The organism is Dyadobacter bucti (genome assembly GCF_005869225.1).
In the GTDB taxonomy this organism is placed as follows: Bacteria; Bacteroidota; Bacteroidia; order Cytophagales; family Spirosomataceae; genus Dyadobacter; species Dyadobacter bucti.
The window spans coordinates 102,100-125,932 of the sequence record NZ_SWFP01000011.1 but is presented as its reverse complement, the minus strand read 5'-3'; the positions used below and the strand labels follow the sequence as shown (position 1 = coordinate 125,932).

Sequence of the window (23,833 nt, the reverse complement as noted above, 5' to 3'; positions counted from 1 at the left end):
CCAATAATAAATAAATAACGTGATGTAGTTGCCAACGGTTTGGAGGCACTGAATTTACTGGTACGAAACGGAGGGAATTATCTTGTCGAGGAAAATAAAAAAAAGTACAGCATCATCAGTACGGCCATTGAAATAATGCCAAGAATGATACTTTTGGTATTGAGCCTGGACCGGAGCAGGCCGCTTGATGCTTCGCCCGGCTCTCTTTCAGCTCTGATGTCCAGGCTGTTAATGATCCTGTCCCAGATGGAATTCACTTCCTGCCCGGAGAGCATTTCTGGTTTCCAATCGGAGGCGGTCAATACAATTTCGCGGGCGTTTGCTACGGTTTCCCTCATAGCCGGATATTTCAGAATCCAGTTTTCCCAGAATGAACGTATAGGTGGATCGTCAGGAAACCGAACCCATCTGATGAACAGGTTTTCCATCGCTAACTCTTCAGCCGATAACTCCGAAAACGGTTTCATTTTTACACATTTAATTGTCAAAAAAGAACACGTCAAGGAAAAGTACAATAGGCTGTTCTATTCTTTATTTCCGGTGTCCCTTTAAGATAAAAAAGAACTCCCCGATAGGTTTATACTCACTCCCGAAAACTAAGACGAAAGCCTGCTGGCACCTCCTGAAACAAGATCCGCCACGCTTTGCATAAATATTTCCGGATTCAATGAAACTAATCGAATTTTTCCCACTCTGGTTCTTCTCCGTTTACCGTTAGCATATTGATTCCCAGCCGTAGGGTAATTGCTTTCGTCTCAGGCGAAACTTTGGAGCTAAAATTACCCGGTAATTTATAAAATGGCTTCACAGCTAAAAAAATCACTTCGCAAAAATGAAAACAATGAAGGAAAATTTTTACCCTAGGATCAGCAAGTCTGCAGTTCTTATCTCATCAGTGCTACTGATTTTCTGGTACGCGCGTAATGTGTGGACACATGCCATGATGAAACACCGGAAACCCGCTGAAATTGCCGGTGATGTGGGCACAAAACCGGATGTCATTTCCGACAGTACCAGGTCTTCCATTTATCAGACGATCGCTAACCGCGAGTACAACATTACGGAGGACAAAAAACAGGGTGTTCTGCAAAGCCCCAACCGGAAGCAAAACCTGCGAGCGTATTACGAGCCCGGCAAACTGACTGTCCGGAACCGGGTTGATTCCGCAGGCCACAATTTCAGGCTGACATTAAAAAACGCCGGGGTTTTCGCAGATGGAAAAAAGCTCTTCGCGCCCCAGCCAACCGCCGCAAAAGAAACTTCCGACAGCAAACTTCTGCTGCGGCACGAGGGTTTCACGGAAGAATTCATCAATACCGAAGCAGGTATCCGGCAAAATTTCATTATTCAGCAAGCCCCCAAAAATACCAAAAGCCTACAGGTACGTCTGGAAGCAAAAGGTCTTAAAGTCAAAGATCAGGGGAAAAACAGACTGGCATTTTATGATAAAGACGATCGGGGGCTATCCGGTAATTGGCTGACATACGACGGCCTGAAATGCTGGGACGCAAACGGAAAACATTTGGATGCTACCCTGGCATATCAGCATGGGCAAATCATAATTGACGTTAATACCGCAAATGCAACCTATCCCGTCACCATTGATCCGATCATTGCGAATGGAAGTGTTAATGATGCGAATGCTTTGTTGCAGGGATTTCAGGCTGAGGCCAGATTTGGATTTTCGGTCGCCAGTGCCGGGGATGTAAATGGGGACGGATACAGCGACGTAATTGTTGGTGCCCCAGGCTACGACGACAATCAGCCCGACCAAGGCGCGGCATTTTTGTTTACGGGTTCTTCTACCGGGCTTAGCCCACTAGGGTTTCCGTACTTTGGTGATGCGATTGAAGGTGCTGAATTCGGGTGGTCGGTATCTTCTGCGGGCGATGTAAATGGTGACGGGTATAGTGATGTGGTGGTTGGTTCTCGTTTGTACACTAATGGCGAAGTAAATGAAGGAGCAGTTTATATATTCTATGGTTCAGCAGTTGGACTATCCAACGTCTCAACCAAAATTGAGTCCAATCAGGCAGGAGCACTTTTTGGCGGATCGGCAGCATCAGCAGGCGATATCAACGGAGACGGATATAGTGACGTTATCGTTGGCTCACCCTATTACAACCTACCTCCCAACACTGACTCTGACGGTGCTGCGTTTATTCTTTTTGGCTCAGCAAATGGCATAGGCCCGGTTGCCTCAGATACGATTGCAGTAGCAAGTCCCAATATAGGAGGTGGAGAATTCGGATCAAGCGCTTCAAGCGCGGGAGATGTAAACGGGGATGGCTTCAGCGACGTAATTGTTAGTTCCGAATATTATTATGTTAACGGTTCGAATTTCGCAGGTGCTGCTTTCATTTATCATGGCTCTCAAATCGGCTTACCTGCATCCCCAACACTTATGTTGCCAGGAAAAACTTTAGATAATCCTTTCGCAGATTATGTTTCATCTGCCGGTGATCTCAACGCAGACGGATACAGCGACGTTCTTGTGGGTGACGGCACATCAGTATATGTATATTATGGAGCCACTGACGGTTCAGGCATAAGCCTCCAAAGCGAAAAAATATTAGGTTACACAAACACCAGCATAGCCTGTGCCGGTGATGTAAATGCGGACGGTTATAGTGATTTAGTTATTGCAGATCATTATTTTGACAATAACTCCGGCCGCGCGCTCGTCTTTCACGGATCAAAAACTGGGGTGGTCACCACTCCCAAATCAACTATCAATGGCGATCAGGCAATCGGCCGCCTTGGCATGTCGGTTGCCAGCGCAGGGGATGTTAATGGCGACGGGGCCAGTGATATCATCATCGGTGCCTCTGAATACGACAAAATGGCCGCGGATGCAAATGATGGCATCGCCGTCATCTACCACGGCTCCGCAGCCTCGGTATCCGCATTTCCTGCTGCCCAAGTTCAGGCTGGACAATTAGATGCAGATGTAGGTTATTCCGTATCCGATGCGGGTGATGTTAATGGCGACGGTTATGCGGACGTGATAATAGGTGCTCCGTTTTATGACAATGGTCAAGTCAACGAAGGTGTTGCTTATCTGGGCTACGGAGCTTCTAACGGCACGATAAACAACCTGACATTGATAGAAATGAACCAGGCAAACGCGCATTTCGGCTACTCTGTCAGCGGTGCCGGGGATACAAATGGAGATGGTTATGATGATGTTATTATTGGCGCTAACCTTTACGACATGGGAGGAAACCTTGACGCTGGTGCTGGTTTTGTATTCTATGGGTCGTCTTCGGGAATTCAGTTGGGACTCACAAATGCCGTATCCCTCCCACAGGCCAATGCCCATGCGGGAAATTCGGTGAGCAGCGCGGGAGATATTAACGCAGACGGTTTCGATGACATAGTTGTAGGAGCTCCACTTTACGATAACGCACAGAATAATGCCGGTGCAGCGATCGTGTCGCTAGGCTCCGCCGCCGGTATCGCTACCGGGGGTGGGACGGTTATACAAGGTATACAAACCGCGGCGGAATTCGGAAATGCTGTTTCGAAAGCGGGAGATGTCAATGGCGACGGTTACGGCGATATCATCGTGGGCGCTTTCCATTCTGAAAATAACTCTAATACGTTGGATGAAGGTGGCGTTTTTGTTTACCATGGTTCAAAAACCGGAATCGAAACCGTGTCAAAAGCCCTGCTGGAACTAAACATCACAGGTGCATGGCTTGGCTATTCGGTTTCAGATGCGGGTGATGTGAATGGAGATGGTTTTGACGATGTCGTGGCTGGTGCAATTTATTATGCTAATGGTCAAGCCAATGAGGGTGCGGTAGCAGTTTACCATGGTTCAGCCTCCGGAGTGGTTCAAAACGCGGCAGCGGTTATTGAATACAATCAGGCAAATGCACTGCTCGGAAGCTCAGTTTCTTCGGCGGACCTGAACGGAGATGGGTACAGTGATATTATTGCAGGCGCACCATTTTATAGTGGGAACCAGGCCAGTGAAGGTGCAGTCCTGGTTTACTCTGGTTCCGAAACCGGCATCATTACTTCCGCCCCGACTGTTACAATGGAAGGAAACCAGGCAAACTGTCAAATGGGTTATTCGGCCTCCCTGGCGGGTGACATTAACGGCGACGGGTATGATGATCTCATTGCAGGGGCTATTAAGTACACCACCGGCGGCAGGGCACTGATCTACCATGGAAACGGCGACAATGGCGCACCAAACTATGAAAGGATAAAGGGTAATATCCGACTTTATCAAGATGATCTCACAACTTTAATAAATCAAACGAACGTGGATCAGGCGACCGTCGGCGTGGGATTGCATACCAAATCATTTCTGGGCCGCAACCGGGCCAAACTTGTGTGGGAAACCAGGAGCCAAGGTCAGCAGTTTTCGCACGCCAGCCCCATTACCAACAGCACGCAGTTTACCGGGGAGGGAAGTTTTGTGAATATCCAGTCCGGAAACACAGAATTGAAAAATGCAGTCGTCAAACCCGGCATTGCCACCAGGATCCGTGTCCGCGTAAAATACGATCCCGTGCTGGCAATCACCGGACAGGTATATGGCCCCTGGCGCTATGTAAATGATCCTGTGATCACCGATCCGGATGCTTTGCCGGTAGAACTTATTTCCTTCAAAGCCTCAGTCATCGAAAACCAGGTGCAACTTTCATGGGCTACGGCAACGGAGGTTAACAGCAATTATTTTGAAATTCAGCGGAGTAACAATGGAAAAGCCTGGGAGAAAATCGGGGAAGTTCCGGCTTTGCAAAACAGCAGTTCAAACCATCACTACACTTTCTCCGATGCCAATCCGCTGAAAGGGACAAGCTACTACCGGCTCAAAATGGTCGATCTGGACCAGACATTTGCATACAGCAAACTGCAATCCGTAAAAATCAAAAGCCTGACGACGGTTTACCCCAATCCGGTGGTCAACCAGCTGAAAATTGACTCAAAAGAAATTATCAGGAAGGTCAACGTTTTTAATTCATCAGGTATAAAAGTAATGTCAGTTGAAAACAGCCAGGGGATCGGGAGCATCGATTTGGGCGGATTGCCGCAGGGATTGTACCTGATACAAAGCCAGGATGAGACCTTCAAGGTCATGAAGAAGTAATTTTCTGTTCTCAATAATTGCCAAAAGGATCAGGCCGGTTTGTACCAGCCTGATCCTTTTGTTTTCAGAAAATACCGAAAAAAAACTACATCAAGGCCTATCGATAACTCGATACTGCCGCCTGACATGATTTGCTGTAATATCACTGACAATTATGCCCTTCCGCCTCATCCGGTAAAGTCAGTTTATACTCAATTATTATCAGTAACATTATGGAAAGGAAAACACACGTCCTCATTTTATGCCTCGCCAGTACTCTGCTTGCCGTGATATTGTACCGCAATGCAAAATTCCCGTACAGTCATCACACCAAGAAACCTGCTACTTCCAATAAAATTATCTCACCACAAACCGAAATCCCGGACAATTTCAAGGCATTGTATCAAAAAAATATTGCGCAAAGGGAATACCATATCACCTGGGACAAGGAAAAAGAATGCCTGCAAAGCCCCAACCGCAAACAGAACCTGCGCGCATATTATCAGCCCGGGGTGTTGAAAGTTCAAAACAGGGTTGATTCAGCAGGCAATAATTTCCAACTTACGCTCACCACCGAGGGTATTTATGCCGACGGCAAAAAACTGCACACCCCTTCAAAAAACAGCCCCTCCGAAATCTCGGACAACAGGCTCCTGCTTAAACACCCAGGTTTTACAGAAGAATATATCAACAATGAGCAGGGGATCCGTCAAAACTTCATTGTAGAATCGGCCCCTTCAGGCACCAGAAAATTGCAGGTACGCTTGTCGCCCTCAGGAATGCATGTCGATAAACTCTCCGATAATACCCTGGAATTTTATTCCGAAAAAGCTGGTCGAAAAACCAACCAGCTCACTTACGACAGCCTCAAATGCTGGGATGCGAATGGCAAAAACCTGGCAGCCACCCTGGCTTTTCAAAACGGACAAATCCACATCGACGTGGATGTGCATAAGGCGGCTTATCCGGTGACTATTGATCCGATTATGACAAGTGGCAACCCTGCCAATCCCGGCAATGCAGACCTGGTACTGGAGGGCTTCCAGGCAGGCGCCCAATTCGGGACATCCGTTTCCAGTGCAGGTGATGTGAATGGTGACGGGTTCAGTGACGTCATTGTAGGGGCACCATATTATTTTGATAACGAAGTAAACCAGGGTGCTTTTTTCCTATTTCTGGGTTCATCCGACGGTTTACAAACCAACGGTTACCCCTTCGCCGGACCAGCCGTTCAGGATGCTTATTTTGGAAAATCTGTATCGACTGCGGGTGACGTTAACGGCGATGGGTTCAGCGATGTGATTATCGGAGCGCCTGGCAGCAAAGCAGCCTACGTTTACTATGGTTCGGCAAGCGGCCTTGTTTTGGTACCGTTAAAAATTGACATCGCTCAAACCACGGCCGGGTTCGGAGGTGCAGTGAATGTCGCAGGCGATATCGACAACGATGGGTTCAGCGACGTAGTGGTTGGGGCCAAGAGTTTTTCAAATGGCCAAGCCATTACAGGTGCCGCATTCATTTTCAAAGGATCACAGGCGGGGCTCGGTACAATACCGTCCGACACCCTGCTATGCAACGATCCAGGGGCAGAATTTGGTCATGCCGTTGCGAGCGCGGGCGATATAAACGGGGATGGTTACAGTGACCTGATCATAGGAGCCCCTTACTACCACACGCAGCCAAATGTTAATGCAGGCGGCGTATTTATTTACAACGGATCATCTTCCGGCATCGTCCACACACCGGCAACTACACTTCCAGGCAAACATGCATTGTCTCGGTTTGGATTTTCCGTATCGTCCGCAGGGGATTACAATGGAGATGGATTCAGTGATATACTGGTGGGGTCAAACACCTACAAAGATTTTTTTCAAAATGAAGGAGCCATTTTCTTATACCTGGCAAATGGTAATGGGTATGGTATTGATCCTCAAAAAGAACATATAGTGAAGGGTGGTCAGGAATTCGGCCAACGGGGGGAATCCGTCGCCTGCGCCGGAGATATAAACGGAGACGGTTATAGCGATGTACTTTACGGAACGAGATTTGCTAACACAGGCAGCCTCAATGATCCGTTGGTAGGTTCTGGCAGGGTTAGCTGTTTCCACGGCACCAGACCTGGTTACATAGCTGGCGGCGACGGAGAACTTATCAAAGAATTATTGCATGCTGGTGCAGAACTTGGTACGTCTGTGGCCAGCGCGGGCGATGTAAATGGAGACGGATATAGTGATATCATAGCCGGAGCGCCAATGTTTGACAGAACCGGAGTGAACGACGGTGCGGTTCTTTTCTATTACGGGTTACCTGCTTTGACGATCACGAAAGCCAATATCTCGTTTGAAGGCGATCAGGAAAACGGAAATATGGGCTCGTCCCTCAGCAGCGCGGGTGATATCAATGGAGACGGTTTCGACGACCTGATCATAGGAGCCCCATACTACGACAACGGTCAGCAAGATGAAGGAATGTGCTTTCTTTATTACGGCTCAGCCAATGGAATCGATCCTGACAATGCAATTTTAATAGAAATGAATCAGACGAATGCCACTTTTGGATATTCGTTGAGTGGTGCCGGAGATGTGAATGGCGATGGTTATGACGATATTATTATCGGTGCACGTAGTTATACCATGCCAGGGTTTCAATTTTCCGGAGCGGCTTTTGTTTTTTATGGTTCATCTGCTGGAATTCAGCTAGGCGCGACGAATGTTGTGTATATACCCAAGGCCGCCGCAGGGGCAGGTCAGTCCGTCAGCGGGGCTGGCGATATTAATGGAGACGGTTACGACGATGTGATCGTTGGGGCATCCAACTATACCGGCGACAAGCAACAAGAAGGAGCGATCATGGTGGCTTTGGGTTCGGCTAGTGGCATACAATCAGGTTCCGGAACTATAATAGAAAGCAACCAGGCGCACAGTGATTTTGGAGTTTCCATGTCGGGAGCAGGAGATGTAAACGGGGATGGGTACGCAGACATTATCGTAGGGGCACCGGGATTTGCAATTAATGCGAATGCAGACGAGGGTGCCTGTTTTGTATATTATGGAACTAAAACAGGCATAAATACCAACCAGTATAAAATACTCTCACTCCCCCAGAATTCAGATGATTTCGGGACTTCGGTCAGTAAAGCGGGGGATGTGAACGGAGATGGTTACAGTGATATTGTGGTCGGAGCACCTGAGTATTCAACTCAGATGGGTGATGGAGCAGTGGCAATATATTACGGTGCGAGTATCGGCCTGTCCGAAGCCAACTCGACAATCCTGACAAGTAATCAACAGGACTCCGATCTTGGAAACAGTGTAGCAGGTGCTGATATGAATGGTGACGGTTACAGTGATATTCTGGCGGGCTCCCAGGGATACGACAATCCCGCTATTAATCAAGGTGCAGTTTTCATCTACCCGGGATCAGAAAATGGCGCTGGCAGCGAACCCATAATGCTAGAAAGAATAGGCGCCGTTGTTTTCGGCACAGAAGTTGCCTCTGCGGGTGATATTAATGGTGATGGTTATCAGGACCTTATACTAAGTGCGGCTTACGAAAAACAGGCCAATTTCGATAATGGCGTTATTTATGTTTTCTATGGAAACGCCGACCGTCTTGCATACAATCATGAAAAACTCCGTAACAATGTAAATCTTTATAATTCAAATCTCACTTCGAACTTGACGCAAACCAATACAGCCGATAGCAAAGTCGGAATAGGGCTTTCCGGAAAATCGTTTTTGGGCAGAAACAAATCCAAAATGGTTTGGGAGATACGGGAGCCTGGACAGAGTTTTTCACACAATAGCCCCATTACCAACAGCACACAGTTTACCGGCGAAGGCAATTTTACTGGTAGCCAGTTTCAAGGACAGGAACTCAAAACAGACGTTGACAAAGGCGAACCTTTTATAAAGCTTCGGGCACGTATCAAATTTCATCCAACGCTCGCTATCACCGGGCAAGTTTATGGCCCCTGGCGATATGCAGACCGTACGATCATCACCAATGAACAAGTTTTCCCGGTCGAGCTGATATCATTTTCCGCAGAAGTTATCGAAAATCAGGTGCAACTCTCGTGGGCCACGGCAACGGAGGTTAACAGTAATTATTTTGAAATTCAGCGGAGTAACAATGGAAAAGCCTGGGAGAAAATCGGCGAAGTCCCGGCTTTGCAAAACAGCAGTTCAAACCATCACTACACTTTCTCCGATGCCAATCCCCTGAAAGGGACAAGCTACTACCGGCTCAAAATAGTCGATCTGGATGCAACGTTTGCATACAGCCATATCGATTCCGTGAATATCAAAAGCAAACTGACCTTTTACCCCAATCCCACCTCCGGGCCGCTACAGATAGAGGCAGACGAACCGGTGATCGAAATTTCCGTTTACGATAGTTCGGGAATTAAAGTAATGTCATTGCAAAATGTCCAGGGCCTCAAAAGTGTGAACCTCGGGCAGTTGCCGGCTGGCAAATATCTTGTCCAGGTGAATGGCCGGGTGGTACACATAGTCAAGAAGTAGACGCAATTAATTTTTGCTGAACGAACAAGGAATCAGGCAGGTCATTGCTGACTTTACCTGATTCTTTGTTCGTTTTTCTTTACATTTGCGGGAATTTTCACGGAGATATAAGTACCTAAATATATACAATGACCTCGCATCAAATACGTCAGGCTTTTCTTGATTTTTTCCGCAGCAAACAACATTTAATTGTCCCCTCGGCACCATTGGTTGCCAAAAATGACCCGACCCTGATGTTCAATAACTCAGGTATGGCGCAGTTCAAGGACTTTTTCCTGGGTAACGGCACACCTCCGTCACGCCGGATCGCGGATACGCAAAAATGCCTGCGGGTGTCGGGGAAACACAATGATTTAGAGGACGTTGGATTCGACACCTATCACCACACCATGTTCGAAATGCTGGGAAACTGGTCATTTGGTGATTATTTCAAAAAGGAAGCTATCACATGGGCGTGGGAATTGCTGACGGAGGTTTACAAGCTACCGAAAGACCGGCTGTATGTTTCTGTCTTTGAAGGTGACTCCAAAGACGGTGTTCCTTTCGATCAGGAAGCCTGGGATTTGTGGAAACCGATTGTCGGAGAAGACCGGATTATTTTGGGGAATAAAAAAGACAATTTCTGGGAAATGGGCGATACAGGCCCATGCGGCCCCTGCTCGGAAATTCATATCGATCTGCGTTCCGCTGCGGAAGTGGCAGAAATATCGGGAAAATCACTTGTGAACAATGACCATCCGCAGGTTGTAGAGATCTGGAACCTGGTATTCATGCAGTTTGAACGCAAGGCCGATGCATCTCTTGTACCGCTTCCATCCACACACGTAGATACCGGAATGGGTTTTGAACGTCTTTGTATGGCCGTTCAAAACAAAACATCCAACTATGATACCGACGTTTTCCAGAACACGATTCAGGTTCTCGAAACTTTATCCGCAAAAACTTACGGATCTGGTAACGAACCATTTGCGGATATCGCAATGCGGGTAATCTCGGATCATATCAGGGCAGTGGCTTTTGCTATCACTGACGGCCAGCTTCCCTCCAACAACAAGGCAGGGTATGTGATCCGCCGGATTTTGCGCCGCGCAGTACGTTACGGTTATTCTTATCTGGGATTTCAGGAGCCATTTTTTTACAAACTTGTGCCTGTTCTGGCTGAGCAGTTCAAGGACGTTTTTACAGAATTAAAGGCGCAGGAAGACTTTGTAACCCGCGTGATCCTGGAAGAAGAAAAGAGCTTTTTACGGACACTCGAATCCGGCCTGAAACGCCTGGATACGATCACTACCACTTTGAAACAAAAGGAAATCAATGTAATCGCAGGCGACGAAGTGTTTGAGTTGAGCGATACTTTTGGATTTCCCGTCGACCTCACTGCCCTGATTGCCCGGGAAAAAGGTTTTATCATAGATGAAGCCGGTTTTCAGGAGGCCTTGCTGCAACAAAAGACCCGCTCCCGTCAGGATGCTGCCAAAGAGGCTACGGACTGGATCGAATTGAGAGAATCTGAGGGCACCGAGTTCCTGGGATACGACTTTGAAGAGACGCACAGCCATATTGTCAAATACCGGAAAGTGAAAACAAAAACGGGTGACGAATACCATATCGTACTCGACCGCACACCATTTTATGCCGAAATGGGCGGGCAGGTTGGCGATACCGGCTCACTTTTCCTCAGCAATGTAACATCCGGTGAAGAGGGGCAGGTCGTTCAAATTGTTGATACAAAAAAAGAAAATGACCTTTTTGTACATGTATCGAGGGATAAAAACCTGGATGAGGCTTTGCAGCACGCCGGGATAATCGTCGCAAAAATTGACAAAAACCGCAGGGACAAAATCAAAGCCAACCATACGGCAACGCACCTGATGTTATCTTCTATGCGGGAAGTTCTCGGAACGCACATCGGACAAAAGGGTTCTTTCCTGAATGATGAAGTGCTGCGCTTCGACTTTTCACACTTTTCCAAAGTAACCGACGAAGAACTGCGCCAGATCGAAGACCGCGTGAATTCGAGAATACGGGAGGATATCGTGCTGGAAGAAAGACGTAATGTACCTATTCAGCAGGCACTTGATCTGGGGGCGACCGCTACTTTTGGTGAGAAATACGGTGATTTTGTCCGGCTGATCATTTTTGATCCCAACTTCTCATTTGAACTTTGCGGCGGAACGCACGTTTCCTCGACCGGGCATATCGGTATGTTCAAGTTCATTTCAGAAGGTTCGGTATCTGCGGGTATACGCCGGGTGGAAGCAGTAACGGGCAAAAAGGCGCTGGAATTGATGCGTCAGCAGGAAGAAACTTTGAACAAACTCAAAGACCTGCTGAAAAATCCGACCGATCTGGTCAAAGCAGTGGAAAATCTGCTGGAAGAACGCGGTTCACTTCAGAAAAAAATCGTGCAGCTGGAAAATGAAAAGATCCAGACACTTAAAGTGCAGTTGCAGGATAAAATCAAAAAATACCAGACTTTCAGCCTGCTGGTGGAAAAAGTGGACGTACCCAGTGCAGATTCCCTGAAACAACTTTCTTATGAGCTCAGAGACCAGGTGGAGAACCTCATCGCAGTTTTTGGGGCTGATATTGCAGGAAAACCTCAGATCTCGGTTTTTATTGCTGAAAATCTGGTGCAGGAAACCGGCCTGAACGCAGGTAAAATTGTAAAAGACCTGGCAAAGGAAATCCGTGGTGGCGGTGGCGGCCAGCCGTTTTTTGCAACAGCCGGAGGATCCGACGTTAGCGGTCTGGATAGTGCGTTGGAAAAAGCGAAGGGATTGTTTTGATATAAATTGCTTACATACAAAAAGAGCGGAGCCCAAAAGCTCCGCTCTTTTTATTGCAGTTCACATATCCTACTCCTCGGCTTTTAACTGTCCTCTGATCTCCCCGTTGGGATATTTGGCAGAGTGAATATTCACATAATATAAGCCTGCTTTCAAATCTGCCACCTGCGCTTCTGTTAAAGTGTCTTTAAATGCGAAAGGTGAGGTAAATGTAGTCCCAAAATTGATAACTACGGCACCGGTTGAATCAGCAGGACCTTTGTGAATGTGCCATGCTGTTGGCGTAAAAGTGGAATCACCTGAAGTTGAATCCGACGCCGCCGAATCACTGTACATAATGTTCAAACTTAGTATTCTGCTTTCCTGATCCAATAATCCATCTACCGAACCCGTGGCCGTCGATGCATTAGCTGGCACTTCGTTTGCCCCTGAAAGCGTTGTACTTACCTTCAGTTCAGGTAAAACGGGAATCGGATCTGTAATCTCATCGTCATCACTACATCCCGCCGCCGCAACGATCAAAAACATACCCATGAATGCTAATTTCCTCATAATGTTGTGTTTTGGTAAAAAATTGGTTTGGCTGGTACAGATTCAAATATAAGCCCTTTCAAACCAAAGCACGACATTACATTGACTTTCAATCCTTTAATGATTTTTCGATTTTTCTATTATTGGGGAATCAGACATACCCTTTGCGGAATTATACAACATTTTCCGGCTTATGTACCGGACAGGAGGGCTGGTACCCGAATTTCCAGCGGTTATGCGACCAGAGCCACCATTCCGGCTGCCTCCGGATCGTAGTTTCCAGAGCCTCGTAATACGATTTCATAATCGCATTTTCATCGCTAAGAACTGCATTGGACGTGATCAGCCTGAAAGTGAATTTATATTTATTCCTCCCGTCTTTTTCAACATCCGCGTAAACCACTGCGCAGTTTCTTCGGACCGCAATCCGCGCCGCACCTTGCTGGATATACGTTGTTCGCCCAAAGAAATTCACGGCTTGTTTAGCAGCTTTCGGAGGACGCTGGTCTGCTATGGTAATAAAAATGGTCGGTTCGTCACCCCTCCGGTTAAGTGCTGTCCGGTACCATTCCGATTTAGGGACCAGTTTGATCCCAAAACGGCTTCTGATGGATTTCAGTTTTTTATCAATATACCCATTCGATACCGGCGAATAGGCTGCCAGCACCGTGCAGTCGGCGACCAGCGGCAACTGAAAAAGATACTCCCAGTTTCCGTAATGTGACGCGATCAGGACAATGTCCTTTTTTTGATTTATCAGCTGATGTATCAAAGAAGAATTTTCGTAACTGACGAGCTTCCTCAGATCATCGTTTTCCAGGTTAGCCAGCAGCAGCGTTTCCACAATGAGATCGCTGATATGCCGGTAGTAGCGCAAACTCAGGCTCTTGATATCACCATCTGATAATTCCGGAAAGCAGGCTTCCAGGTTTTTCCGAATTATTTTTTTACGATAGGGCCAGATGTGGGCAAATACCAGGAATATCAGATGGGACAGCCAGCGCGCCAAAGTGACGGCAGCGCCGGTAACGGGCTGTACAGTATTCATTAAAGAATAAGCTGCAAACCCGCATTGAAGCCCGCATACACACCCCGGAAGTCCTTGGAACCGTCGTTTTTCCAGATATATTTTTTGACAAAATTATAATCATCCTCCCGCGCATAGTTCACGTAATTGAAGGTTGGGCCGGCAAAAATTTCCAGCTTCGGGCCGATCCGATAGGCAGGTATGATCCGCAGCGAATTTTTAAAATAATTACCTCCCTTGAAATCGGACAATGTGTGCGAGATTGCTTCAAGATTAATCCTGAATTTATTCACCACCGGAATATGTGCCCCTAAACCCGCTTCTACGGCATACATATCTTTTTTGGTGTCTTTGAAATTAAAACCCACCCCAGCGATTCCATACATCACCTTTCCTCCCGAACGGAAAGAAGCAATTCCTGTCATGGTTTCATCCCAGGTCAGGGCTATTGATTTCTCCCCGTTTTTGATGAAGTTAAAAAGTGCGATCGGGTAGTCCGAGCTGTCGGCAATATTGATCAACCCGGCCAGCTGAACGCCTTTTACGTTGCGGGCAATGTTGGCAAAACCGGATACCTGTGCATTTACATTTCCGGCTTTATTTAAAAACCCTGCTAATTGAAGTCCCTTCACGTTTTGCCGTGCAATGTTGGTAAAACCCGCAATCTGTGCGGCCCCCGCACTTCCGGTAAGGTTCATAAAACCGGCGATCTGGGCTCCTTTTGCTTCATTTTTTACAACATTGGCAAAACCCGCCACCTGTGCCCCGCTGGCCGAATTCCCTACCACGTTCGCAGCACCCGCGATCTGCCCGCCACTGGCTGCATTTCCGACCACATTTACCGCACCGGCAATCTGAACCCCGGCGGCATTCTGCCTGATCACATTAGCCACGCCCGATAACGCAAAAGCTGTTTCATTTTTTGATAAACCTGCGATCGCATGCAGCGAAAAACGGTTGGTATAAGAAGCCGCGCTCTTGCCATTCGAACTGACCGGATATATAAAACCAATGTGAACAGCAGCTGTAGTATCCTGAGCGGAAGAAGAAAGAGTGCACGCAAAAAGAAAAAGTGCTGTAAAAAACGCCTTGTATGAATGGAATGACTGATTTTTCATGGGATTGTATTTAAAATAAAATGTCTTTAAATACATACCGGGTGGGAATACTCAATTGCAGGCCTTCAATCGTGCTCCTTCGCCGTATGTACAGTACCGACAACGACGTCAGGCTTTACCCTAATTTTTATTTAAATAATGTTGAAGAAATTTTGAATTCACTAGTCCGCTTTTGCGTAGCGGAAGCTCAGGCCGCCCTGCCAGCCAAACCAGCTGCTGAGCTTGCTTCCCATGTCGAAGCCGGGGTATTTGTTGAGAGGAAAGGATTTATAACCCTCCTTAACTTCATGCTGATCAGCTTGATACACTGAAAACGTAGGGCCGGCAAAAAGGATAAGCCGCCTGCTCAGTTTGAGGTTCAGCGCGGTTTGAAAGCGGTATATTGAAGGTATTTGCTCCCAACTTCCGAGATAGATATTCTGGCTGGTAATTTCTGTGAAAAGATCCAGGTTTTTGTTGATCCGGAATTCACGCCCGATTCCTGCCCCGAACGTGTAGGCTTTATGCTGGCTCCCGGTAGTAGTGCCGCCGATTAGCATGCTGTAAAACTTTCGCGTACCCATTTTCCAGGCCAGATTTATCGGCACAATTTCATTGGCATACACAGAAACATTGGAATTGCTTTTTTTGATAATATTGATCAGCCCCAGGCTCAGCCCCGCCGAACTATCAGCTACATTCACAATTCCAAGCTGAACACCTTTTAGTCTTTTTGCATAATTCATAAAGCCAAGCTGAAAACCTTTCACTTCCGTTTTTCCGATGTTTGCTACCCCTGAAAGCTGCATACCATCCATTTCGTTTTTTGCAAAATTGACGCCGCCCGTGATCTGTACTCCGTGGAAAGTGTCGGCAGCATGATTATAGGCTCCCGAAACCTGAACACCATCTCCTTCCCCGCCCACAATGCCCGCCGCACCGGAAACCTGGATCCCATGCAATGCAGCCGCGCTTCGACTTAGAAAACCGCTTACCTGCACACCATGAACAGCTTTTTTTACATTACCGCTAAATCCGGAAACCTGCACACCCTGCAGAGAATCGAGTACGTGATTGAGAAAACCTGCGATCTGCACACCCTTCACATAGCCCGAAACCACGTTAAAGGCGCCCGCAATCTGTACATATTGCACGTCTTTTTTTGACATATTGAAGCCGCCCGCCAACTCAACACCATTTACACCGGCAGTATAGCCTCCCAGTAAATTGAGGGAAAACTTATTGACCACCTGCGAACTCATACGCCCGTGCGTGCCAAGCCCCGGACTCAATGAGGCCTGATAGGGCAGCGCCACAAAAAACTTGCTGATATTGCGGCTTTGTGCACGCAGCCTCGCAGAAAGAAAAAGCCGGCCCAGCCAGGTGGAAGCACCTTCTGAATACCGGACAATTAAAGGATCAAGGTCGACCGCTCGTGTGGATATATTAATTTTCAGATCGTGGCTTTCTTCGGCTTGCACGACAATTGTTGTGTCGCCATACCCCACTTTGCTGACGGTAAGACTTACCGGAAAACTTCCTTTTACCCGCATCCGGAAACGGCCGTCATCATCGGTCAGGTCAGAAATGAGCAACTGCCGGGAGTAAACACTGGCATAGTCGGCGGGAGCATTGGTTTCTATATCAAAAACGCGTCCGCTGATATAGGATGTTTTCTCCTTCGGCGCTGGCAGGATAATCAGGTATTCACCCTTTTCCTTATACTGGTAATTGTTTTTGAATAAAATATCAAGTACTTGTTTGACAGGACTTTCACGCAGGTTCAGGGTCACGAGGCTGTCGCCGGGAATGATGTTGCTGTTATAGGAAAAATAAAACTTCCCCTGCTCGCTCACGGTTTTCAGCACGGAAGAAACGGGCTGTCTGCTGACGTGTACGGATACCGTTTTATTCAGAATGTTTTGGGTACGGGCAATGAATGGAATTACAATCAGGATTGCAGCCAGTTTTATGCCCCTAGATAAAGTAAAAGTCCAAATCATTCCGAAAGATAAGCCCTATTTCAAAATGATCTGCTGTCCCTGGTGTTCAACTTTCAATGTCAGAGTTTCACTAATCAGGTCAAGTATGTTGTTCAAAGGTTGGTGATCATAGGTGGAATTGATCGGCAGATCTCTCAATTTCTCATTTCCAATCACAATGTCCGCGTCGTAGACTTCATTCAGAATTTCGACAAGCCTCCACAGAGGTGTTCCTTCGCAAACCAGCTTTTGGGTCCGGTAATATTTATAAAAATCGTCCTCGGTATTTTGCTTCACCAAGTCCGGTTCAGATTTCAGCGCGGTTGCTTTTTGTTTGGGTACCAGCCGGACTTTCTCATGCTTTCTGGTTACTTCCACGAGGCCGGTTTCCACAATCACCTCCGTTTTTTTATCATTATCCTTCACATTGAAAGAGGTACCAACGACCTTCACCGTAACGTCATTGACCGAAATGATAAACGGCTTGCTCTTATCCGGCTCCACCTGAAAAAAAGCTTCGCCCGTCATCGCCACCTGGCGGGTATTTCCTCGGAAATCCCGCGGATAGGAAATGGTTGATTTTTTATTGAGCACAACCACCGATCCGTCCGGCAATGTATCAGTCAAAGTTTCAGCTCCCGAAGCGACTACAATCTGATCTTTACCGGTAAACTGAGCAGTATAAAAATAGGCCAGCCAGGCCGCACCCAGCAAGAAAACAAGCGTCGCCGCGACTCTGAACAGCGGGAATGCCGGTTTTTGATACAAAGGAATCACTGGCGTCTCCTCCTCGGGCTGCCGCGTCCTTTTCCGGAATCGCTGCCATGCCGCTTCCTCATCAATCTGGCTGTGCAAAGCCAGTTGTTTGCTTTGCGTCCAGATCAGCTCGAAATGTTCGAAATACCGCTGGTTATCTTCACTGTCGGCCAACCATTGGTTGATCTCGATCTGCTCAGCAACCGTCGCTTCATCCAGCAGGGACTTGACGAGCAGCTCATCTATGTTGTGGTTATAGTTCAATTCCTTTTTCATGATCCTGATTAGCTGAGGAAAAACAATAAAATTGACGCGGGTAGAAAGTTGACCAGCTTGATCCGCAAAAGCCGCAGCGCTTTTCCCATCTGGTTTTCAATGGTTTTGACCGGTAACTGAAGTCGGTCTGCTATTTCCTGGTATTTCAGTTCTTCAAACCGGCTCATCTGAAATATGGTCCTGCATTTTTCGGGCAGTTCCTTCAAGGCGTTTTCCAGCCTGTATTCCAGTTCGTGCAGTTCAAGATTGTGTGATGTATTGTTGCTATGTTCCATGTTGTTGACCGCATAATTCTGATAAGCCTCCCGGACTTTCAGGTGTTTGAGATAATTTAGGCTTTCGTGGTAAACAGACCTGTACAAATAGCCGCTTACCGATTCCCGTATCTCTATCTGTTCTGTTTTTTCCCAAAGTCGGCAAAAAACGTTCTGTACCATTTCCTCGGCCATGATATCATCTCTCACGATGGTACGGGCATAGGCATGCAGGCTTTTGAAATGTGCCTTGAAAACCTTTTCAAATTCCTCTTCCCTATCCTTATTTAAATAGGTTACATGTTCCGATACGGCTATGTCCATTGCAATGACACGGTTACTGAATACAAAAAAATAAGTGCCCGACTTGGGTTGTACATTGGAATGACAACCAGCCGGGCACCTACCCTAATTTTTTCAAGAAAAAATTTCCTGCAACTTAATTCGGTTTTTTAGCAGCCTTTTCTGCATCCGTAGTTTTGTTGGCTTTGTAGCGTTTATCAGGCGTTCCGTCCTTTTTCAGGTTTTTGTTTTCGCTATACCGTTTGTCCGGTGTTCCGTCTTTTTTTAGCTTCTGATTTTCACTATAACGTCTGTCCGGCGTTCCGTCGGCTTTGGTTTTGACAGTCACCGAAGTAGCCGTTTTTTCTTTTCCGGTGGTCTTTGTGGTAACTGTTGTTTTATTCGTCGGTTTGGCCGGGGTGGTCGTCTGCGCGAATACGGATGCACTCAGGGCGAGAAATGCGAGGACGAATAGGGATTTTAGGTGTTTCATTTTGGTTGAATTTTGAATGATTGAATGATTGAATGACGGAATTTTTGTTTGGTAAAGATGTTTTGGGTATTGCAAATACCAGACCAGGTTTCTTATTAAAAGGAAAATTAATAGCAATTTAATACAAGGACTTAATCAACTATCATTGATTTTTAGTGAAGGTTTTAAATTAATAATCAATTAAAATGATGGCTTTATATATTTGCATAAACAGAATCTATTATTACCCTACCTTCAATGAATATCCAGCAGCTGGAATATATAGTCGCCGTTGATAATTACCGCCATTTTGTTCAGGCAGCGGAGCATTGTAATGTAACACAACCTACCTTGTCAATGATGATCCGTAAGCTGGAAGACGAGCTTTCGGTAAAAATCTTCGACCGTACCAAGCAGCCTATTGTACCCACCAGCATCGGCAGGGAAATCATCGACCAGGCAAAAACAATTTTGAGGGAAGCCGGGAGAATGAACGAGATCGCCAGGCACTTTAACGGCGACTTGTCCGGTGAGATGCGCGTCGGTATTATTCCTACTATTGCCCCGTACCTGCTGCCCCATTTTGTCAATCCGTTTATCGCCAACTATCCTGATATCCGTCTGCACGTCTCCGAGATGATCACGGAACGCATCATCACCGAGCTGAAACTCGGGAATCTGGACGCCGGGATCGTCGCATCGGTTTCGGAAGAAAACAGCCTGCATGAAATCCCTTTGTACAAGGAGCGTTTTTATGCTTATTTGTCTGAAAATACGGACTTGTATGCCAAACAGTACATTTTGCCGACGGATATCGAACCCAACGAACTGTGGCTCCTGGAAGAAGGACATTGCTTCCGGACGCAGATCCAGCGCTTGTGTGAACTGAGCCGCAATAGCCAGTTTGGGAGCAGTTTCAGTTACCGGTCGGGCAGTATTGAAACGCTGATCCGAATGGTGGAACGCAACGGGGGCATCACAATCCTGCCCGAAATGGCAGTTATGGAGCTGTCCGAAGAGCGCAGGAAACATATCCGCAATTTCAAATTCCCCGAACCCGCCCGGGAAGTATGCCTGGTCGTCAACCGCGAACAAATGAAAACCCGCCTGATCGAAGCCCTGAAAACAGGGATTGTCGCCTATTTGCCCCAGGAGATTTTTGAGAAGAAAAGTGAGATCAGGGTTTTGTAAGGAAAAAATTAGCAATCTGTTTTAGCGCAAATTGCCACCCCATATATATCCATCAAAAAGCTTGACCGGGTGACGTCCGATTACATAAGATTGCGCAATATCAAGATTTTTGGCCAATGATTCTGTATTCTTAAGGTCGGCTTCCGTGGCTGTTTCCTTCACTTCAAAACATTGCTCTTTATTGACAATAAAATCAATTTCTCTCCCCGATTTTAACTGATAATATGCCACCTCACCTTTATGCATTAATTGATTAAACACCGCGTTTTCGAATTTTGCGCCACTACCGAGCTCTCCGGACAAAGAAGCAATGCCGTTGTCCAAAAAATATGCTTTCCTTGCTTTCACAATTTCCCTGTCGGGACTAGACGAAAGTACGGGTATCGTTTTGACCAAATAGCTTTTTTCCAGGAGGTCGATATAATTTTCAACGGTTTGACGGGCTAATCCCATAAGGCTGGTCAGTTTGGAAATATCCAGCTTTGTCCCGATCCGCACAGACAATAACTTGATGAGCTTAAACAGATTAGTGGGATTACGGATGTCCGAAAGCAGAGTAAGGTCAAAATTGATATAGGAACTCAGTATATCGCTGATTAAATCCTTTTTCTCAGCAACGGAATCCGCGAGCACAACTTCGGGAAATCCGCCATAATTAATGTAGCTGTCGTAAAGCATTTTCAGCCGCTCATATTCGGACTGCACAAATGTACCGGCGGTCTTAAAATCAGTTGAACTGGCAGGTATTTCCTTGAATGACAGCAATTCGCCAAAGTGGAGCGGATATATTTCAAATATCTTTTTTCTACCCGCCAATGATTCTGAAAACAGGTTTTTCATATAATAAGCGTTGGATCCGGTCACTATGAATTTGATATCATAGGTATCGTAGAGATACTTGAGAACACTTGGAAGATTCGGAACCAGCTGGATTTCATCTATGGCTATCAGCACTTTTTTACTAAAATCTGTCCCTTGCTGGGTGAGCGCGTAGACGATCGTCTCGTAATTAGGCTCGGCAAAAAGCGACCTGATGTCAATTCTCTCGAGATCAAAGTAATGCTTTTGAGCGATATCCGATTCAGCGATCAGTTGCTTGACAAGCGTAGTTTTACCCGTTCTGCGCATGCCGGTCAGGACAGTAATTTGCTTTCTGGGAAGGTGTTCAAGAAGGCTCGAAAATATATCTCTGGTGTAAAACATCCTTACTATTTTATAAGTGCACTGTAAAAATAGTAATACTATTTTATAAGTACACTACGAAAATAGTAATGATAAGAGGTGAGAAGTTAGCTATCTCAAAATCTTTTTACCCAAATACGCCTCCATTTCTTCCAGAGACAACGCATTAAAAGTCATGGATTTGGTCAAACCACCTTTGCGGGCAACGGCTACTCCGTAGTGCATGTCCAGGTAACCTTCTTTGGAATGTGCGTCCGGATTGATGCTCAGCAGTACGTCCTTTTCAATACAATAGGAAATCCATCGCCAGTCCAGATCGAGGCGCCAGGGGGAGGCGTTGATTTCCACTACTACTTTATGTTCTGCGCAGGCATCGATAATAACCTTATGATCGATCGGATAACCTTCTCTTGATAACAACAGGCGTCCCGTCGGATGCCCGAGAATGGTCGTATATGGGTTTTCAATAGCCTTCAGAAGCCGGGCTGTGGCCTTCTCCTGCGACATGGTCAGGTTACTGTGCACCGAAGCAACGATGTAGTCGAATGTAGCAAGGACTTCGGCCGGGTAATCCAGCGAACCGTCGCCGAGGATATCCGACTCAATTCCTTTGAGGATCTTGAAAGGTTTTTCAGGATTTTCAGCTGCGAACCTCGCGTTAAGCCGCACAATTTCCTCATGCTGGCGGATCACATCTTCCACTTTTAAACCCTGGGCATAAGTGGCAGTTTGCGAGTGGTCCGCTATTCCCAGATATTCAAAACCCAATTCCCGGCAATACAGCGCCATTTGTTCCAGTGTATGCTGCCCATCGGAATAGGTACTGTGATTGTGCAGGATACCTTTGAGATCATCCCAGGTCACCAGCTGGTCGTTGCCGTGTTTTTCAGCCCATTCAAATTCCCCGGCCCCTTCCCTCATTTCAGGAACAATATAAGGCAGCCCGGATTTCACATAAATACTTTCTTCGTTTTCGACCGGCTCGTAAACAGCGTTTTTCCAGATCGTACTACCCGAAGTTGTAGGATAACCCAGGTGGTCTGCGGTAGCTGTTTCCAAAAAGAGCTCATTCACCATGCGCTCAGGTTTCACGGCTATCACCTCAATACTCACTGCTACCTCCTGCACATTTCCTCTCCATATAAACGGCGACGATATTTTTTCATCCTGCACCAGGAATTCAATCCCGCCTAGTATGTTCTGCAGCAAAGCCGGAGATTCCGTTTTGACCAGGATTTTGATTGCATCCACAATTTCCGCCTTCCGCCTGATATCCCCCGCGACTACCACTTCTTCAAAATTCTTTTTCAGTTCATTGACAATCAAGCCAGCCACATTCTCGGCTTTGTCCATCCGCAGCTTGCCAGCCTGGTCTTTCAGGAATGCGAGAGATTCCAGGATCTTTTGCTGAATGCTTCCGCCAAAACCTTTGAGTTTGGAAACGCTGCCATTGAGGCACGCAAGTTCGAGTTCGTGGAGGTTGTCGATACCCAGTTCACGCCAGAGCAACGCAATTTTCTTTGGCCCTATTCCTTTGATATTGAACATCTCCATGACACCCAGGGGCGTATTGCTGAGGAGCTCTTCCAGCTCCGGGAATGTCCCTGTTTTGGCAATCTGGACTATCTTCCCAGCCGTACTTTTCCCGATTCCCTGGAGTTTGGTCAGTTCCTGTTCTGTCATATACTGCAGTTCACCGTCTTTGTATTTATCCAGATAAAATGCCGCAATGGAGTAGCCTTTTATTTTGAAAGGGTCGGCATCGTGCAATTCCAGCAACTTGGCGGTTAATTCCAGTATCTCGACAATTTCAGGATTGCTCATATATATCAAAAAGGTTAAAGAGAATTATCTGCGAATTACGAAGTATGTCTCAGCATTTGCAAGCCCGGCGCCTTACCAGCTGCATTTATAAGTTTCAAGTAGTTAATATAGTCCGTTGTCTTAAATAGCAAAAGCCGGAAGCAGGGAGAAAAAGCATAATATTCCTGATAAAAATATTTATAATGATAAAAGCAAGATGAGATAGCCAATAATACTGATGTCGGCGTAATACACATACAGCGTACCTGACGGCACGCAGATGATCCTGGGGATAACATGGGCTAATAATGTGGCATCCCTAGCGGGATGCTTGGCGATGTCACTCTAAATTGTAGAAGCACCATCAAGATGTCCCCATAGGGACAACATATGGGTAACAAGCGTACCTGACGGCACGCGGATGACCCTAGGGATGTGACGCTGGGCTGGGAATGTGGCATCCCTAGCGCGGTGCTTGGCGATGTCACTCTAAATTGTAGAAGCACCACCAAAATGTCCCAATAGGAACAACATATGGGTAACAAGCGTACCTGACGGCACGCGGATGATCATGGGGATGTG

The 23,833-nt window shown here is 46.7% G+C and carries 14 protein-coding genes; 4 read left to right on the top strand and 10 right to left on the bottom strand.

Annotation, left to right across the window (positions count from 1 at the left end; translation table 11 throughout):
* Positions 1-77: 77 nt before the first annotated feature.
* Positions 78-467, bottom strand: coding sequence for a hypothetical protein (locus FBF61_RS29245; protein ID WP_138484206.1), 390 nt, complete (start codon positions 465-467; stop codon positions 78-80).
* 374 nt (positions 468-841) lie between these two features.
* Here FBF61_RS29245 and FBF61_RS29240 point away from each other — a divergent pair, with 374 nt between their 5' ends.
* The 3 genes from FBF61_RS29240 to alaS all read left to right on the top strand — a co-directional run bounded on the left by FBF61_RS29240 (position 842) and on the right by alaS (position 12,398).
* Positions 842-5,107 carry an FG-GAP-like repeat-containing protein gene (locus FBF61_RS29240; RefSeq protein WP_166444639.1) on the top strand — a complete coding sequence of 1,422 codons (4,266 nt, stop codon included), beginning with the start codon at positions 842-844 and terminating at the stop codon, positions 5,105-5,107.
* 212 nt (positions 5,108-5,319) lie between these two features.
* Positions 5,320-9,609: an FG-GAP-like repeat-containing protein gene (locus tag FBF61_RS29235; protein ID WP_138484202.1), complete on the top strand. Its 4,290-nt coding sequence runs from the start codon at positions 5,320-5,322 to the stop codon at positions 9,607-9,609.
* Positions 9,610-9,737: 128 nt separating this feature from the next.
* Positions 9,738-12,398 (top strand): alanine--tRNA ligase, encoded by a 2,661-nt coding sequence (gene alaS / locus FBF61_RS29230; protein ID WP_138484200.1) that lies wholly within the window; start codon positions 9,738-9,740, stop codon positions 12,396-12,398.
* A 69-nt stretch (positions 12,399-12,467) separates the two neighbouring features.
* On the opposite strand, the gene FBF61_RS29225 is transcribed toward alaS, so the two are convergent.
* From FBF61_RS29225 to FBF61_RS29195, 7 genes are all read right to left on the bottom strand, one after another.
* A complete protein-coding gene (locus FBF61_RS29225; protein WP_138484197.1) occupies positions 12,468-12,950 on the bottom strand; it encodes a CHRD domain-containing protein in 483 nt (160 codons plus the stop codon).
* A 151-nt stretch (positions 12,951-13,101) separates the two neighbouring features.
* A complete protein-coding gene (locus FBF61_RS29220) occupies positions 13,102-13,977 on the bottom strand; it encodes a lysophospholipid acyltransferase family protein (protein ID WP_138484195.1) in 876 nt (291 codons plus the stop codon).
* Positions 13,977-15,074, bottom strand: a complete 1,098-nt coding sequence (locus FBF61_RS29215) for a hypothetical protein (protein WP_138484193.1) — start codon at positions 15,072-15,074, stop codon at positions 13,977-13,979. The genes FBF61_RS29220 and FBF61_RS29215 overlap by 1 nt, the downstream gene beginning before the upstream one ends.
* A gap of 161 nt (positions 15,075-15,235) precedes the next feature.
* Positions 15,236-17,056 carry an STN and carboxypeptidase regulatory-like domain-containing protein gene (locus FBF61_RS29210; RefSeq protein WP_138484191.1) on the bottom strand — a complete coding sequence of 607 codons (1,821 nt, stop codon included), beginning with the start codon at positions 17,054-17,056 and terminating at the stop codon, positions 15,236-15,238.
* Between the two features lie 15 nt (positions 17,057-17,071).
* Positions 17,072-18,067, bottom strand: coding sequence for a FecR family protein (locus FBF61_RS29205; protein ID WP_138484189.1), 996 nt, complete (start codon positions 18,065-18,067; stop codon positions 17,072-17,074).
* Positions 18,068-18,075: 8 nt separating this feature from the next.
* On the bottom strand, positions 18,076-18,645 hold the full coding sequence (locus FBF61_RS29200) for an RNA polymerase sigma-70 factor (RefSeq protein WP_138484187.1): 570 nt from the start codon (positions 18,643-18,645) through the stop codon (positions 18,076-18,078).
* 115 nt (positions 18,646-18,760) lie between these two features.
* Positions 18,761-19,096 (bottom strand): hypothetical protein, encoded by a 336-nt coding sequence (locus tag FBF61_RS29195; protein WP_138484185.1) that lies wholly within the window; start codon positions 19,094-19,096, stop codon positions 18,761-18,763.
* 237 nt (positions 19,097-19,333) lie between these two features.
* Here FBF61_RS29195 and FBF61_RS29190 point away from each other — a divergent pair, with 237 nt between their 5' ends.
* Positions 19,334-20,266 carry a hydrogen peroxide-inducible genes activator gene (locus FBF61_RS29190; RefSeq protein WP_138484183.1) on the top strand — a complete coding sequence of 311 codons (933 nt, stop codon included), beginning with the start codon at positions 19,334-19,336 and terminating at the stop codon, positions 20,264-20,266.
* Between the two features lie 21 nt (positions 20,267-20,287).
* Here the strand turns inward: FBF61_RS29190 and FBF61_RS29185 are convergent, their stop codons facing one another.
* Entirely contained in the window at positions 20,288-21,469 is a 1,182-nt protein-coding gene (locus FBF61_RS29185) for an ATP-binding protein (RefSeq protein ID WP_138484181.1), read from the bottom strand.
* 90 nt (positions 21,470-21,559) lie between these two features.
* On the bottom strand, positions 21,560-23,272 hold the full coding sequence (locus FBF61_RS29180; protein WP_138484179.1) for a DNA polymerase/3'-5' exonuclease PolX: 1,713 nt from the start codon (positions 23,270-23,272) through the stop codon (positions 21,560-21,562).
* Between the last annotated feature and the right edge of the window lie 561 nt (positions 23,273-23,833).